The sequence below is a fragment of the Micromonospora sp. WMMD737 genome (genome assembly GCF_049179055.1).
GTDB classification, from domain to species: Bacteria; Actinomycetota; Actinomycetes; order Mycobacteriales; family Micromonosporaceae; genus Micromonospora; species Micromonospora reichwaldensis.
Genome location: NZ_JBMHMH010000001.1, coordinates 4,797,146 through 4,812,218 on the forward strand (window position 1 = coordinate 4,797,146; position 15,073 = coordinate 4,812,218).

Consider the following 15,073-nt stretch of genomic DNA (forward strand, 5'->3'; position numbering starts at 1 on the left):
ATGCGCGCGATGACTGTCCCGGAGCCCGGCGGACCCGACGCACTGGTCTGGAGCGAGGTGCCCGATCCCGAGCCCGGCCCGGGCGAGGTGGTCGTCGACGTGCGTGCCAGCGCCGTCAACCGGGCCGACCTGCTGCAACGGCGGGGACACTACCCGCCGCCGCCGGGCGCGCCCGCGTACCCCGGGCTGGAGTGCTCCGGGGTGATCAGCGCGATCGGGCCCGACGTGGCCGGCTGGGAGGTGGGCCGAGAGGTCTGCGCGCTGCTGGCCGGCGGCGGCTACGCGGAGCGGGTCGCGGTGCCGGCCGGGCAGCTCCTGCCGGTGCCGGCCGGCGTCGACCTGGTCGACGCTGCGGCGCTGCCCGAGGTCGCCTGCACGGTCTGGTCGAACGTGGTGCGGGTGGGCCGGCTCGGCAGGGGCGAGACGCTGCTGCTGCACGGTGGCGGCAGCGGCATCGGCACCTTCGCGATTCAGCTCGGGGCCACGCTCGGTGCCACGGTGGTGGTCACCGCCCGCGCCGCCAAGCACGAGCGGCTGCGTGAGCTGGGGGCGGCGCACACGATCGACTACCGGGAGCAGGACTTCGTCGAGGAGGTCCGGCGGGTCACCGGCGGCCGGGGCGCCGACGTCATCCTCGACATCATGGGCGCCGCCTACCTGCCCCGGAACGTGGCGGCGCTGGCCACGGGCGGCCGGCTGGTGGTGATCGGCATGCAGGGTGGCCGCAAGGGCGAGCTGGACCTCGGGGCGCTGCTGGCCAAGCGGGGCACGATCGCGGCCACCGCGCTGCGGTCCCGGCCGCTGGAGGAGAAGGCGGAGATCGTACGCGGCGTACGCGAGCAGGTGTGGCCGCTGGTCGAGTCGGGCGCGGTCCGGCCGGTCGTGGACCGGCGGGTGCCGATGACGGAGGCGGCGGAGGCGCACCGCCTGGTCGAGTCGAACGACCACGTCGGCAAGGTGCTGCTGACGACCGGCTGACGCGCGGTCCGCCCCGGCGGTCAGGGCGTCGGCGTCGGGTCCGCGACCTCGCGGGGGAGCACCAGGCGGGCGCCGGGGCCCTCGCCGGCGAGCGAGTCGCCGGGGTTGTTGAGCGTGCAGCGTTGCAGGGACAGGCAGCCGCAGCCGATGCAGCCGTCGAGGTCGTCGCGGAGCTTCGTCATCAGCCGGATCTTCTCGTTGAGCCGCTCCCGCCAGGTCGCGGAGAGCCGCGCCCAGTCCTCCGCGCTCGGCGTGCGGGACGCAGGCAGGGAGTCGAGCGCCTCCCGGATCTCCTCCAGCGAGATGCCGACCTGCTGGGAGATCCGGACGAACGCCACCCGGCGCAGCTCGGTGCGGGCGTAGCGGCGCTGGTTGCCGCCCGTCCGCTCCGCCCGGATCAGCCCGAGCCGCTCGTAGTAGCGCAGCGCCGAGGGCGCGACGCCGCTGCGGACGGAGAGCTGGCCGATGGTCAGAGACTCGTGCATCACGTCGCCTTGAGTTGAAGTGGACTTCAACTTGCAGGCTAGCGGCATGACCACGACCACCGCCAGCGCGGGTCCGGCCCCGACCGCCGCGCCACCCCGTGACCCCACCGCCGCGCCACCCCGCCACCCGGGCGCCCCGCCGCTGCCGGGACCCGTCGCGCCGCTGTACGAGCGGGTGCGCGCGGGCCGGGAGTTCAGCCCGAACGTCCGCTCCACCGTCGACGTGCTCTGGGTGCTCTACGACCGGGTCCTCCGGGTCACCCCGGAGACCGTGGACGATCCCGCGCGGGACCGGTTCCTGCTCTCCAAGGGCCACGCCGTGTCCGGCTACTACGCCGTACTCGCCGCGAGGGGGTTCGTTCCCGCCGACTGGCTCGACGACCAGGGCGGGCCCGCCAGCCGGCTCGGCGACCACCCCGACCGGGTGCTGGTGCCCGGGGTGGAGATCGGCTCCGGCTCGCTGGGCCACGGGCTCGGGCTCGGCGTGGGCACCGCGCTCGGGCTGCGCGCCCAGGGCCTGCTGACGCCCCGGGTGCACGTGCTGCTCGGCGACGCGGAACTGGACGAGGGCTCCAACCACGAGGCGATCGCGTACGCGGGGGCGACCCGGCTGGGCAGCCTCACCGCGATCGTGGTCGACAACGGCTCCGCCACGCACGGCTGGGCGGGCGGCGCCGCGGCCCGGTTCACCGTCAACGGCTGGACCGCCACCACCGTCGACGGGCACGACCACGACGCCCTGCACACCGCCCTGACCGGGCACGACAACCACCGGCCGCACGTCGTCGTCGCGGTCGTCGACCAGGGGGAGTGACCGTGCGGGACCGCTTCATCGAGACCACCACCGCGCTGCTGGCGGAGGATCCGCGTACGGCACTGGTGCTGGCCGACATCTCCGCCGACGCGTTCACCCCGGCCGCGTACCGGCACCCGGACCGGGTGCTGAACGTCGGCATCCGGGAACAACTGCTGGTGGGCGTGGCCGGCGGACTCGCCCTGACCGGGCTCCGGCCGATCGCGCACAGCTACGCCCCGTTCCTCGTCGAGCGGGCGTACGAGCAACTCAAGCTCGACCTGGACCACCAGGGCGTGGAGGCGGTGCTGGTCAGCATCGGCGCGTCGTACGACCGGGCGGCCGCCGGCCGTACCCACCTGTCCCCGGCCGACGTCTCGCTGATCGACACCCTGCACGGCTGGACCGTGCACGTCCCCGGTCACCCCGACGAGGTGCCTGCGCTGCTGCGGGACGCGGTGGCCGCCGACGGCTCGGCGTACCTGCGACTGTCGACGCTGCACAACGCCCGGCCGTACGGCGGCGACGGCGCGCTGCGGGTCGTCCGGGACGCGGGGCCGGGCGCACCGCTGGTGGTCGCGGTGGGGCCGGTGCTGGACGCGGCGGTGGCGGCGGTGGCCGACCTGGGCGTGACGGTGGCCTACACCCACCGGCCGCGGCCCTTCGACACGGCGGGGCTGCGGGCGCTGGCCGGCGACGCGGTGATCCTGGTGGAGCCCTACCTGGCCGGTACGTCGGCCCGGGTGGTGTCGGCGGCCCTGGCCGACCGGCCGCACCGGCTGCTGGCCCTCGGCGTGGGACGGGAGGAGCTGCGCCGCTACGGCTCGGCCGAGGACCACACCCGCTGGCACGGGCTGGACGCCACCGGGCTGCGCCGTTCGGTCGCCGGCTTCCTGGACGCGGCGCCGGTGCCGGCTGGCCGTTGAGTCACGCCGGCCGCTGAGTCACGCCGGTGGCGGCCGCGTGGAGGCCGGCGGCGGGGGGCGGCGCGGGAGGGCGGGAGGGGTCAGCGGGTCGGGGCGCCGAGGGGGCGGCGGCGGGTGCGCTCGCGGCCCAGGATCCAGATCGCCTCGACGCCGTCCTTCCAGGTGATCTTCTTGCCCTCTTCGCGGCCCCGCGCGCGGTAGCTGATCGGGACCTCGTAGGGGCGGATGCGCTGGCGCAGCAGCTTGCCGGTCACCTCGGCCTCCATGCCGAAGCCGCGCGAGCGGATGTCGAGCGAGCGGTAGAGCGCGACCGGCATCAGCTTGAAGCAGGTCTCCAGGTCGCCGATGTAGGAGTTGAACAGGACGTTCGCCGCCATCGTGACGCCCTTGTTGCCCATCACGTACCAGAAGCTGTAGGCGCTGTGGCTGCCGAAGGTGCGGTTGCCGTAGACCACCGTGGCCCGCCCGTCGAGCACCGGGTCGAGCAGCTTCGGGATGTCCAGCGGGTCGTATTCCAGGTCGGCGTCGAGAATGACCATGTAGTCGCCCTCGGCGTTGTCGACCGCCGTCTTGATGGCGGCACCCTTGCCGGCGTTACGCTGGTGGGTGATGACCCGCAGGCGCGCGTCGTCGGCCCGACCGAGGATCTCACCGGTGCCGTCCCGGCTGCCGTCGTCGACCACGACCAGCTCGATCTCACACGGGTAGTCGACCGCCAATGCCTGCTTGAGGGCATCCGCGATGCGTTCTTCCTCGTTGTAGACCGGCATGAGGATCGAGAGCTTCACGGGAATCTCCACGGTGGCGACGATATGTCGGCCCTAGCCTAGCCTGGCGGTTGACGACGCGGTGCTCAGCACTGCGGGCATTGGGCGCGGCGACCTCAGGTTCATGGTGTTTACTGCCGCCATGTCGGCAGTCGGCTACCCGCTCGCCCTGGCGCCGGTCGCCGCGATCGGACTGCTCGCCGTCGCGCTCCGTCCGGTCGCGGCCGGGACCGTGGCGGGGCGGCGCCTCGCGCTGGTCCGGGCGGCTCTGGTGACCGGGGCGTTCGCGGTGCTCACGGTGGAACTGCTGGGCGCGCTGCGGCTGCTCACCCTGCCGGCGTTCGCCGTGGCCTGGCTGACGTTCCTCGCCGGCGCGCTCGCCGCCGTCGGCTGGCGACGCCGTTGCGACGACGCGCGCGGCACGGCCGTGGTCGCCGCCGCGCACCGCGCGGTCGAGGTCGTCGCCGCGCCCGAGCCCGCGCTGGTCGGCGCGACGGCCGGCCCCGCCGGCGGCACCCCGCCCCCTCCGCCGCCGGCCGCCGCGCGCCGCGTCGCACCCCGCCCCGCCGGCCGATGGGCCCGGCTGGCTGACGCCTGGCGTACGGCGGGTCGGGGTGAGCGGCTGCTCGCCGGCACGGTCGGCGGGCTGCTGCTGGTCGAGTTGCTGATCGCCCTGCTGGCCGAGCCGAACAACTTCGACTCGCAGACCTACCACCTGCCGAAGGTGGAGCGCTGGGTGGCACAGGGCGGCCTGGACTTCTGGCCCACCGCCATCCACCGGCAGGTGACCATCCCGCCCGGCGCCGAGTACCTGCTGCTGCACCTGCGCCTGTTCACCGGCGGGGACGCGCTGCACCACCTGGTGCAGTGGGCGGCCGGCGTCGGCGTACTGCTGGCGGCCACCCGGATCACCGCGCAGCTCGGCGGGGGACGGCGGGCCCAACTCCTGACCGCGTTCGTGCTCGCCACCACCCCGATGGTGGCGCTCCAGGCGACCAGCACCCAGACGGACCTGGTCTGCGCCGCCTGGGTGGCCTGCGCGGCCACGGTGGCGCTGGACGGGCTGCGCCGGCGCGCCGGGGCCGGGGCGGTGCTGGCGCTGGGGGCGGCCACCGGGCTGACCGCGCTGACCAAGACCAGCGGCCTGGTCGCGGTCGGGCCGCTGCTGCTGCTCTGGGGGCTGGCCCAGCTCCGGCTGGCCCGGGCCGGCTCCGCGCCGGATCGCGCCGGGCCGCCCGGCCGGGGCACCGACGCGTCCCGGGCCGGTGGCGTCCGGTCGCGGCGGCAGGTGCGCCGGACGGTCGCCGGGTCGGCGCTGATCCTGCTGGTGGCGGTGGTGGTGGTCGGGCCGTTCTTGGCCCGGGTGACCGCCGAGTTCGGGCATCCGCTCGGGCCGCCCCGGCTGCGCGAGTCCATTCCGATGGAACGGCACGACCCGCCGTCGCTGCTGGTCAACGCGCTGCGGATCGCGCACACCGCGTTCGACACCCCGCTCGCGCCGCTGCGCCGGGCGGGTGCCGAGGCGATCGTCGGCGCCGCCGGGATCATCGGGGTGGACCCGCAGGACCGGGCCACCACCTTCGGGCGGGAACGGTTCCCGGTGCCGTCGTGGTACCCGGACGAGGACCGGGTGGCCTTCCCGCTGGCCGGGGCGCTGGCGGCGATCGGGGCGGCGTACGCGCTGGTCCGGCCCGGTCGGGTCGCCCCGACGCAGGCGGGTCCGCTGCGCGCGTACGCGGTGGTCGTGGTGGCGGCCGTGCTGCTGCACACCGCCATGATCAAGTGGCAGCCGTGGGGCAACCGCCTGCTGCTCTACGCGCTGGCGTTGGCCGTACCGCTGGCGGGGCTCTGGCTGGAAGCGCTGTTCCGGCGCCGGGCCGGCGGCGCGTCTGGCCGGCGGCCGGTGGCCTTCGGGCTCGCGGTGAGCACGCTGGCCGGCTGCGCGCTGGCCGGGGTGCTGGCGGTGTCGTACGGCTTCCCGCGCCGGCTGGTCGGGGCGGGCTCGGTCTTCACCACCTCCGAATGGGACACCCGGTTCCTGCGACGTCCCCAGTGGGCGGAGGAGTTCCGCTGGGCCGCCGGGGCGGTACGCGCGACGGACGCCCGCCGGATCGGCCTGGTGCAGCAGAACGACAACTGGGAGTACCCCTGGTGGCTGCTGCTGCGCGGTGCGGACGGCCGCCCGCCGGAGCTGGTGGCGCTCCAGTCGGTGCTGCCGGGGCGCCCGCCGGCCGACCCGGCCTCAATGGACGCCATCGTCTGCACGGGCAGCCGGCCGGCCTGCACTGCGCTCGTGCCGGCGGGCTGGCGCGTGCAGTTCCGGGGCTACGTGGGCTACGCCCTCCCGCCGGGGAGCTGACCGCCGGGAAGCCGACCGCTGCGCGATTCGACCGGATCGCCCTGTTCTGCACTCTGCGCGCAACGATTACGAGACGCATTCACATACCTCGAAGCCGACGCTACCTTCTGGTAACTCGATCGACGTCCCGCGATCGAGTTCGAAAGGAGTGCGTCGATGCTTGGTTCCTCCACCAGGCGCGAACGCGCGACCCGACGACGGGCCCTCACCGTCGTCGCCGCCGCCGCTCTCGTCCTGCCGATGCTCGCCGGAACGGCCTCCCCCGCCACCGCGGCCGACCGTCCGGCCGTCCAGCCGCTCCCCGCCAACCTGGAGACGATCCGCGCCGCCGAGGCCACCGCGCTCTACGGCACGCCCGCCGTCCGCCCCATCGAGCAGCGCCGCACCGCGCTGATCACCATGGGCGACAGCGAGATCTCGGGCGAGGGGGTGGGCAACTACGTGCCCGGCACCCACCAGCCCGGCAACTGGTGCGACCGCTCGTACGACCAGGCGGTGTTCCGCACCGGGCTGACCGCCGACGAGAAGTACAACATCGCCTGCTCCGGGGCGACCCCGTGGAACCTGATCCGGGGCGGGCCCACCCAGCACAACGAGCTGAACCAGGGCGACCACCTGGCCATCAAGGCGCGCAACACGCACATCAAGCTGATCTGGGTGGTGGTCGGCGCCAACGGCGACGGCACGATCCAGTTCGGCCCGGTCGCCACCGACTGCGCCGTCCGCCGGGTCCTCCTCCAGGGCGTTTGCTATCCCACCTACACCGACCAGTGGACCGTCCGCACCGACGGCAGCCGCCGGGCCGTGCAGGACGCGCTCACCGACATCCGGCGGACCATGACCGGCGCCGGCTACCTCCAGTCCGACTATGAACTGGTGCTCATGTCGTACCCGAGCCCCGGCAGCCCGGACGTGGAGGACAACCCGAACTTCCCAGGCTGGTACGCCGGCGGCTGCCTGCTCTACCTGGCCGACGCCGCGTTCGCCCGCAACAAGGCGGTGCCGCTGTTCGAGTCGGCGCTGCGGGCGGCGGCGACCAACACGGGCACCCGCTACCTGGACGCCAGCCGGCTCTTCCACGGCCACGAGGTCTGCACTGACAGCACCTCCGTACGCGGCCTGTTCATCGAGCTCGGCGTCTGGGACGAGAACGCGGCCCGGCAGTCGTTCCACCCGAACAAGCGGGGGCACGGCATGTTCGCCCAGTGCGTCACCCAGTTCGTCGACTCCGGGCGGCAGCGGGCGACCTGCGTGGACCCGGCGAGCACCGGCAACGGCGTGCTCTACGACGGGCTCTTCGAGTTCAAGCAGCTGCGCAACGCCGCCACGGGCACCTGCGTCGACGGCAAGGGCTACGACTCGCGCAACGGCACCCCCCAGCAGTCGTACGGCTGTCACGGCGGGCGCAACCAGGGCTTCTGGTACGACCCGACCCGCCAGTCGCTGCACTCGGAGCTCTCCCACGACCGCTGCCTGGACGTCTCGGGTGGATCGCTGAGCGCCGGCACGGCGGTGAACATCCACGACTGCCACGGCGGCGCCAACCAGAAGTTCGTGCTGGCCGGCAACCAGATCAAGGCGGCCGGCAACGCCAACCTCTGCCTGGCGTTCGACAGCCCGCTGCTGGGCACCCCCCGGCTGCGCCTGGCCGCCTGCTCCACCAGCAGCCGCCAGCAGTGGTCCTTCGAGTCCCGCAACTTCGCCAACCCGGTCGGCTACGGGCACGACGACTTCATCGGCTCCCGCGTCTACTGAGTCCGACCCGTCCGCGTGAGCGGTGCCGCCCTCCCCGGGTGGCACCGCCCGCGCCGACCGGCGTGGGGTGGCCCGCCGTCGCCGACGGGCCACCTCCACACCTACTTCTGCCGGGCCGGCACGACGACCAGGCGGGCGACCCCGCCGTCGCCCTCCTTGGCACCGGCCACGCCGACCGTCGTACCGACCTTCACATCGGTGGAGCGGATCGTCGTGCGACGCTCCACGACGCGCAGCTTGTCGCCGAAGGTCCAGGTCATGGTGAAGCCGTCGGCGGACTTCACGGTCATCGAGTCGCCGTCGACGGCGGTCACCTCGCCCCGCTGCACGGCGACGGTCCGCGTACCGCCGTCCTTCGTCCGCACCACGGCCTCGCCGTGCAGGGCGTCGCGCCGCAGCAGCACCCGGGCCTGCCGGCGCTCGCGGCGCTCCTCGGCGCGTTCCCGCCGCTTCTCCCCGGCCGCGCCCGGCGACGCCTCCGGCGAGGCGGGTGCGGCCAGCGGCTCGACGTCCAGGTCGCCGGCGTCGAAGCCCAGCGCGGCCAGCGCCTGGCCCTCCGCGCCCAGCGCCGCGGCGACCTCGACGGCGGTCTCCCGGGCCGGCTGACCGGCTGGTCCGGCGGCGCCGCATCCGCCGACGCCGAGCGCGACGGCCGCGAGCAGCGTGGTGGTGGCGATTCCCCAACGTGCCATGGTCTCCCTCTCGTCCGTGGAACCCCAGCCTCCCGCCCACCGGCGAGCGGAGGGTCAGAGCGATGTTCGGGTCCGGTAAGGATCCGGGGGCAGCCGGACGGTGAACGCGGCGCCGCCCTCCGGCGCGTGCCCGGCCGCGATGTCCCCGCCGAGCCGGCGGACCAGGCCGGCGGCGAGCGCCAGCCCCAACCCGCTGCCGACCTTGCGCACCCCCCGGTAACGCTGGTGCAGGGCGCCGCGCTCGAAGGCGACCGCCAGGTCGTCGTCCGTGAGACCCGGTCCGCCGTCGCGGACCTCGACGACGCCGCCCGCCAGCGGGTCCGCGCCGGCCGCCCGGACCGTGAGCACGATCGGCGCCCCCGGCGGTACGACCCGCAGCGCGTTCTCCAGCAGCCCGTCCACCACCTGCCGGATCCGGCCCGGATCGGTGTGGACCGGCACCGGCGCGTCCGGGACCTCCGCGCGGAACGGCACCCCCACCGCCGCGCACCGGTCGGCCCAGGTCCGGCCCGCGTCGGCGGCCAGCCGGGCGAGGTCCACCGGCACCGGTTCGAGCGGGAAGTCGGCGGCCTCCAGCCGGGCCAGCGCCAGCAGGTCGCTGACCAGCCGGTCCAGGTGCCGCGCCTCCGCGAGCACGGTACGACCGGCGCCCGCTGCGTCCGCCGGTTCGATCACCCCGTCGGCCAGTGCCTCGGCGTAGCCCCTGATCGCGGTCAACGGGGTGCGCAGCTCGTGCGAGACGGAGAGCAGGAACTCCCGTTGCCGGCCCTCGCTGGTGGCCAGCGCGGCGGCCAGCCCGTTCAGCGCGTACGCCAGGTCGGCCACCTCGTCGGGCGGCTCCACCGGCACGCGTACCGCCCGGTCCCCGGCGCGCAGCCGGGCGGCGGCGTCGGCGGCGCGCCGGATCGGTCGGGCCAGCCGGCGGGCGAGCAGCAGCCCGGCGGCCACCCCGGCGGCGAGCCCGGCCAGCAGCGGCAGCCAGAGGCTGGGCACCACCTGCCGCCACGGCGCGGCGGGCCGGGCCCGGGTCAGCACCACCCCGTCGCCCCCGGGCAGGGCGCGGCCCTCGATCAGCGTGCGCCGCCCGTCGATCACGCGGCGGGTCGACACGTTGCGTCCCTCGGCGACGCGCCGCACCACCCGTGGCGGCAGGCCGGGGCGCTCGGCCGCCCCGCCCCGGACGAGGTACGCGTCGACGCCCTGGGCATTCAGCTGCCGGACGATCCGCTCCTCGTCGGTGGTCCGCCCGGTCTCCAGCCTGGGGCGCAGCACCTCGGCCGCGAGCCGGGCCTGGGCGGCCAACGCCTCCCGGTCGTGCCGCTCCACGCCGCGTACCGCCAGGGGCACCGCGACGATCGCGGTGACCAGCACCGAGACCAGGGCGACCGCGCAGGTGACCAGCACCGCGCGGGAGGTCAGCGTCCGGCCGGGACGGTGCCGTGGCGGCGGCGCGAGGGTCGGCTCAGCCATCGGCGGAGTACCCGACGCCCCGGTGGGTGCGGATCACGCCGGCCGCGCCCAGCTTCGCCCGGACCTGTGCGACGTGCACGTCGACGGTCCGGGTGCCGGCGTGCGCCGCGTACCCCCAGACCCCGGCGAGCAGTTCCTCCCTGGTGAAGACCCGCCCCGGTCGGGCCATCAGGTGCGCCAGCAGGTCGAACTCGGTGGAGGTGAGCTGGACCGGGGTGCCCGCGACCGTCACCGTCCGGCGGGTCGGGTCGAGGGCCACCGCGCCGACGACCCGGGGCAGGCCTGTGCCCTCGGGCGTCCCGGCGGTGCGCCGCAGCACCGCCCGCACCCGGGCGACCAGTTCGCGGGGGCTGAACGGCTTGGTGACGTAGTCGTCCGCCCCCAGTTCCAGCCCGACGACGCGGTCCACCTCGTCGTCGCGGGCGGTGAGGAAGATGACCGGCGTCCAGTCGCCGGCCTCGCGCAGGCGACGGCAGACCTCGGTGCCGGTCATGGCGGGCAGCGCGATGTCGAGGACGCACGCCACCGGGCGCAGGCGGCGGGCGGCGGCCAGCCCGGCCGCCCCGTCCCGTTCCAGGTGTACGCCGAAGCCGTCCCGGGTCAGGTAGAGCCGGACCAGGTCGGCGATGGCCGGCTCGTCCTCCACCACGAGGACGAGCCCGCGAGGCGCGGCGTCGACGGTCACCGGCCCATGATTGCCGACCCGGTGCCGCCGCGCGGGTCAGCGGATGTTCGGATTCGGTAAGAAGACGGTCAGCGCACCACGGCGGGGCGGAAGGCGACCGGCCGCGCGACCGGCGGCACCTCGCCGATGGTGGCGACGAGCCGCTCCCTGGGCGTCCGCAGCCGGGTCCGGAAGGCCTGGTTGAGCAGCGCGTCGAGCTGCCACACCTGCTTCGGGTGGCGGGTGCGGATGAGGAACCGCTCGCGGATCCCGTCGATCGCGGTGGCGGCCAGCTCGACCGAGTGCAGGCGCGGGTCGGGGCTCCAGGTGACGTTGCTGAGCTCGCGCAGTTCCGTGTTGAGGTGCAGGCGCAGCCGGTGCAGCACGCGGGTCTGCTGGGTGACGACCAGCCGTCGGTGGGTCAGCAGGAGCAGGTACTCGCCGGCCATCGGGCGGTCCGGCCGGGCGCACCGGGTGACGAGGATGGTGGCGTCGCCGGAACCGACGCAGCGCCGGAAGACCGGCATGTGCCGGGTGACGGTCTGCACCGCCAGCCCGGCCTCGGTGGCGGCCGGGAGGAACGTTCGGGAGAAGACGTCCATGCCCTGCCCAACGAGGCGCGACCTGGGGTGACGTGGGTCACGCCGGAATTTTGGAACTTCCACGCGACGAGCCGGAGGTGGACCTGCTCGCGGTGTCGCTGCGCCCCGGCGACGTCTGGCTGCTCTGCGCCGACGGCGTCGACGACCAGCTCGACCACCACCTGATGCGGGAACTCCTGGCGGCACCGCGCCCCGAGGAGGCGGTGCGGGACCTGCTCCACGGGACCCTGGTCACGGGGTCACGGGGTCACGGGGTCACGGGGTCACGGAAGTCACCTGGGTCGCCCCGGACACCGCGACACCGCGACACCGCGACACCGCGACACCGCGGCACCGCGGCACCGCGGCACCGCGGCACCGCGGCACCGCGGCACCGCGGCACCGCGGCACCGGTGGAGATCTTGGTAGGAGCGGGCCCCTGGAGGGGCCGTTTCTTGCCAAGATCTCCGGTTGGAGCCCGGCGGACGGATGCGAGAGTAGGCACCGACGGGGTGTGGCCCGCCGTGCCCGGCGCAGGGATCAAGCCTGACCGCCCGGAGCCGGGCACGGCGGGCCACACCCCCACCACGACGCACCGCAACCACCCGACGCACCACAACCCCGACGCACCGCAGCCACCCGACGCCCCGCCTGTGCGGCCCGAAGCGCCGGCCACCGGAGGACCGGTCGGCCGGCGTGGCGCCGACACCGGCACGTCCGACACACCGCCGCCGACGTCCGGCTCAGACCGGGTCCGGCGCGAACAGTTCCTGCAACCAGCCGGGCACCGCGGCCGCGTACTCCGCGCGGGTCGGGTCGACGCTGCGCAAGGCGCGGCGCCAGGAGAGCGCCCGGCTGACCCGGGTGACGCGGACGGCCAGGCGGGCCGCCTCGCGCAGCGTCGCTCGGTCGTGCCCGTCCGACCACGGCTCCAGGTAGGCGTCGCGCAGCCGCGTCAGCGCCGGGTCGCCCTCGGGCAGCCCGAACGCGTCCGCGACCGAGTTGAGCGTCACCAACAGGGTGCCGAACGGGTGGGCCACGGAGGCGTCACCCCAGTCGAAGAAGCGGTGCCCGTCGCCGGCCACGAACACGTTGCCGTCGTGCAGGTCGTCGTGCTGGACGGTCGGCGTGAGGCCCGACGCGGCCAGCCGCCGGCAGTCCTCGGCAAAGGCGGGCCGGTGCGCGCGCAGCCGCCCGTACGCCTCGGCGGTGAGCCCGTCCGCCGTCCCGAGCAGCAGCGACTCCTCGTCCTCCAGCAACGCCTCGAACAGCTCCGGCAGCATCTCCGGCCGGTGGTCGGGCACGCCGAGGGCGAGCAGTTCGCCGGCCCCGGACGCGACCACGCGCTGCAGGTCGGCGTACTCGGGCAGGACCCGTTCCCAGCGGCTCAGCAGGCTCCGGTCGCCACCCAGCGCGTCGCGCAACGTCCGGCCGCCGTCGGGCAGCAGGGACCAGCCGCGCTCGGCGTGCACGGCGACCGGGTCGAGCACCCGGCCGGGGGCGAGCCGGGCCAACGCGGCCAGCAGCGCCGCCTCGTACCGGGTGCCGGGGTTGTTCGCCTTGAACCAGACGTCGCCGGCGTCGGTCGGCACCCGCCAGACCAGCGACCAGGGCCGGACCCGGGGCTCGACCGGCCCGACGATCCGCCGGCCGTGCCGACCGAGATGGTCGCCGACCCAGCCGAGCGCGGCGTCCCGCCAGTGCGGGTCCGTCCAGTCGACAGGTGGTGTGGTCGCCCGGTGGGCGCGTGGCGTGGTCGCCCGGTCGGCGGGCGGCGTGGTGGCGTCAGGCACGCCGGGCAACTCGGTCACGCCGGGGAACCTAGCCGCCGCCCGTGCCGCGGGACCACGGGTTTTCCCGTCGCCCCACGGCAGCTCGGCGGTGCGCCCTACAGCAGCTCGACGATTGTCGCGTTGGCCATGCCGCCGCCCTCGCACATCGTCTGGAGGCCGTAGCGGATGTCGTTGTCCCGCATGTGGGCGAGCATGGTGGTCATGATCCGGGCACCGGATCCGCCGAGCGGGTGGCCGAGGGCGATCGCACCACCGCGCGGGTTGAGCCGCTCCGGGTCCGCCTCGGTCTCCGCCAGCCAGGCCAGCGGCACCGGCGCGAACGCCTCGTTCACCTCGTACACCCCGATCTCCTCGATGCCCAGCCCGGCGCGGCGCAGCGCCTTCGCGGTGGCCGGGATGGGCGCGGTGAGCATGGTGACGGGGTCGTCGGCGGCGACGACGGCGGTGTGCACGCGGGCCAGCGGGCGCAAACCGTGCCGGCTGGCCCACTCGCTCGTGGTGACGGCGAGCGCCGCCGCGCCGTCGGAGATCTGCGACGCGGAGCCGGCGGTGACGACGCCGTCGGGGCGGAACGGGGTGGCCAGCTCGCCGAGCTTCTCCAGCGAGGTGTCCCGCCGGATGCCCTCGTCGGCGGCGAACTTGCCGCCGTCGGCCAGGGCGACCGGGGCGATCTCGGCGTCGAAGGCGCCGGCGTCCTGCGCGGCGGCGGCCTTCTCGTGGCTGGCGAGGGCGAACTCGTCGAGCTGCGCGCGGGAGAAGCGCCAGCGCTCGGCGATCAGCTCCGCCCCGACGCCCTGGTTGAACGGCAGCGGCGCGTCGTCGGCGAAGCCCTCGACGCCGCGGTAGCGGTCGCGCAACTGGTCGCTGAAGGGCGACCCGCCGGCCACGCTGGAGCCCATCGCGACCCGGGTCATCGACTCGACGCCACCGGCGACGACCAGGTCGGCCTGGCCGGAGAGGACGGTGGCGGCGGCGAAGTGCAGGGCCTGCTGGCTGGAGCCGCACTGCCGGTCGAGCGTGGTGCCGGGCACCGACTCGGGCCAGCCGGCGGCGAGCACGCCGTTGCGGGCGACGTTCCACGACTGGTCGCCGACCTGGGAGACGCAGCCCCAGATCACGTCGTCGACCTGCGCCGGGTCGATGCCGGTGCGCTCGGCGAGGGCACGCAGCACGTGCGCCGAGAGGTCGACCGGGTGCACGGCGGCCAGGCTGCCCTTGCGCCGCCCCACCGGGGTGCGTACCGCGCCGACGATGACTGCGTCACTCATGACTACTCCCCGGTAACTTGGGCCGGCCCCGATCCTACGTCGTCGGCGGGTCGGGCGTCCTCCCCCGGTGCCCTGGCATGCTGAACGGATGGCTGCACACCCGGCCCCGACCCGGCAGTGGCGGGTGCCGCCCGCCCTGCCGGCGCTCAAGCTGACCGGCGCGGTCGCGCTGCTCGCGCTGGCCCTGCTCCTCGACGGGAGCGACCCGGTCCGGCTGGCGCTGGCCGTGCTCACGGCCGCCGCGCTCGCCGGCTGGGCCGCGCGCGATCTGGTCGCGCCCGTCCGGCTCGCGGTCGACCCGGACGGGATCACGGTCGTCCAGGGCTTCGCGGGACACCGGCTTCTGCCCTGGTCGGCCGTCGAGAAGGTGACCGTGGACCGCCGCGCGCGGCGGGGCCTGACCAGCGAACTGCTGGAGATCGACGCGGGGGAGTCGCTGCACCTCTTCGGCCGCCACGACCTCGGCGCGGATCCCGCCGAGGTGGCCGAGGCCCTGCGCGAGGCCCGCCCGCACTGAGCGGGCCCGCGCATCCGGGCGCAGA

At 75.2% G+C, this 15,073-nt stretch carries 14 protein-coding genes; 6 read left to right on the top strand and 8 right to left on the bottom strand.

Translation table 11 applies throughout. The features are described from left to right. Window positions 1–978 carry an NAD(P)H-quinone oxidoreductase gene (locus tag ACN27A_RS21060; RefSeq protein WP_421456113.1) on the top strand — a complete coding sequence of 326 codons (978 nt, stop codon included), beginning with the start codon at window positions 1–3 and terminating at the stop codon, window positions 976–978. Between the two features lie 20 nt (window positions 979–998). Here the strand turns inward: ACN27A_RS21060 and soxR are convergent, their stop codons facing one another. Continuing rightward, a complete protein-coding gene (soxR, locus tag ACN27A_RS21065; RefSeq protein ID WP_421456116.1) occupies window positions 999–1,463 on the bottom strand; it encodes a redox-sensitive transcriptional activator SoxR in 465 nt (154 codons plus the stop codon). A gap of 46 nt (window positions 1,464–1,509) precedes the next feature. Here soxR and ACN27A_RS21070 point away from each other — a divergent pair, with 46 nt between their 5' ends. Both ACN27A_RS21070 and ACN27A_RS21075 read left to right on the top strand, forming a co-directional pair. After that, window positions 1,510–2,277 (top strand): transketolase, encoded by a 768-nt coding sequence (locus ACN27A_RS21070; protein WP_421456119.1) that lies wholly within the window; start codon window positions 1,510–1,512, stop codon window positions 2,275–2,277. Window positions 2,278–2,279: 2 nt separating this feature from the next. Further along, complete coding sequence (locus ACN27A_RS21075; protein WP_421456121.1) at window positions 2,280–3,182, top strand: transketolase family protein; 903 nt, start codon at window positions 2,280–2,282, stop codon at window positions 3,180–3,182. Window positions 3,183–3,262: 80 nt separating this feature from the next. Here ACN27A_RS21075 and ACN27A_RS21080 read toward each other — a convergent pair whose 3' ends face one another. Next, window positions 3,263–3,970, bottom strand: coding sequence for a glycosyltransferase family 2 protein (locus ACN27A_RS21080; RefSeq protein ID WP_311410093.1), 708 nt, complete (start codon window positions 3,968–3,970; stop codon window positions 3,263–3,265). Window positions 3,971–4,091: 121 nt separating this feature from the next. Between ACN27A_RS21080 and ACN27A_RS21085 the strand changes: the two genes are divergently transcribed. After that, complete coding sequence (locus ACN27A_RS21085; protein WP_421456124.1) at window positions 4,092–6,308, top strand: hypothetical protein; 2,217 nt, start codon at window positions 4,092–4,094, stop codon at window positions 6,306–6,308. A gap of 156 nt (window positions 6,309–6,464) precedes the next feature. Next, window positions 6,465–8,063, top strand: coding sequence for a ricin-type beta-trefoil lectin domain protein (locus ACN27A_RS21090; protein ID WP_421456127.1), 1,599 nt, complete (start codon window positions 6,465–6,467; stop codon window positions 8,061–8,063). A 101-nt stretch (window positions 8,064–8,164) separates the two neighbouring features. Here the strand turns inward: ACN27A_RS21090 and ACN27A_RS21095 are convergent, their stop codons facing one another. From ACN27A_RS21095 to ACN27A_RS21120, 6 genes are all read right to left on the bottom strand, one after another. Continuing rightward, window positions 8,165–8,755 (bottom strand): hypothetical protein, encoded by a 591-nt coding sequence (locus ACN27A_RS21095; protein ID WP_421456130.1) that lies wholly within the window; start codon window positions 8,753–8,755, stop codon window positions 8,165–8,167. A 54-nt stretch (window positions 8,756–8,809) separates the two neighbouring features. Beyond that, a complete protein-coding gene (locus ACN27A_RS21100; protein ID WP_421456132.1) occupies window positions 8,810–10,225 on the bottom strand; it encodes a sensor histidine kinase in 1,416 nt (471 codons plus the stop codon). Next, a complete protein-coding gene (locus ACN27A_RS21105; RefSeq protein ID WP_393171922.1) occupies window positions 10,218–10,910 on the bottom strand; it encodes a response regulator in 693 nt (230 codons plus the stop codon). The genes ACN27A_RS21100 and ACN27A_RS21105 overlap by 8 nt, the downstream gene beginning before the upstream one ends. Before the next feature lie 68 nt (window positions 10,911–10,978). Then, window positions 10,979–11,491 (bottom strand): hypothetical protein, encoded by a 513-nt coding sequence (locus tag ACN27A_RS21110; RefSeq protein WP_421456135.1) that lies wholly within the window; start codon window positions 11,489–11,491, stop codon window positions 10,979–10,981. Window positions 11,492–12,213: 722 nt separating this feature from the next. Next, complete coding sequence (locus ACN27A_RS21115) at window positions 12,214–13,281, bottom strand: phosphotransferase (RefSeq protein ID WP_421456138.1); 1,068 nt, start codon at window positions 13,279–13,281, stop codon at window positions 12,214–12,216. A gap of 77 nt (window positions 13,282–13,358) precedes the next feature. After that, window positions 13,359–14,531: an acetyl-CoA C-acyltransferase gene (locus tag ACN27A_RS21120; protein ID WP_132240541.1), complete on the bottom strand. Its 1,173-nt coding sequence runs from the start codon at window positions 14,529–14,531 to the stop codon at window positions 13,359–13,361. 88 nt (window positions 14,532–14,619) lie between these two features. Here ACN27A_RS21120 and ACN27A_RS21125 point away from each other — a divergent pair, with 88 nt between their 5' ends. Beyond that, window positions 14,620–15,048, top strand: coding sequence for a PH domain-containing protein (locus ACN27A_RS21125; protein ID WP_421456140.1), 429 nt, complete (start codon window positions 14,620–14,622; stop codon window positions 15,046–15,048). The last annotated feature ends 25 nt before the right edge of the window (window positions 15,049–15,073 follow it).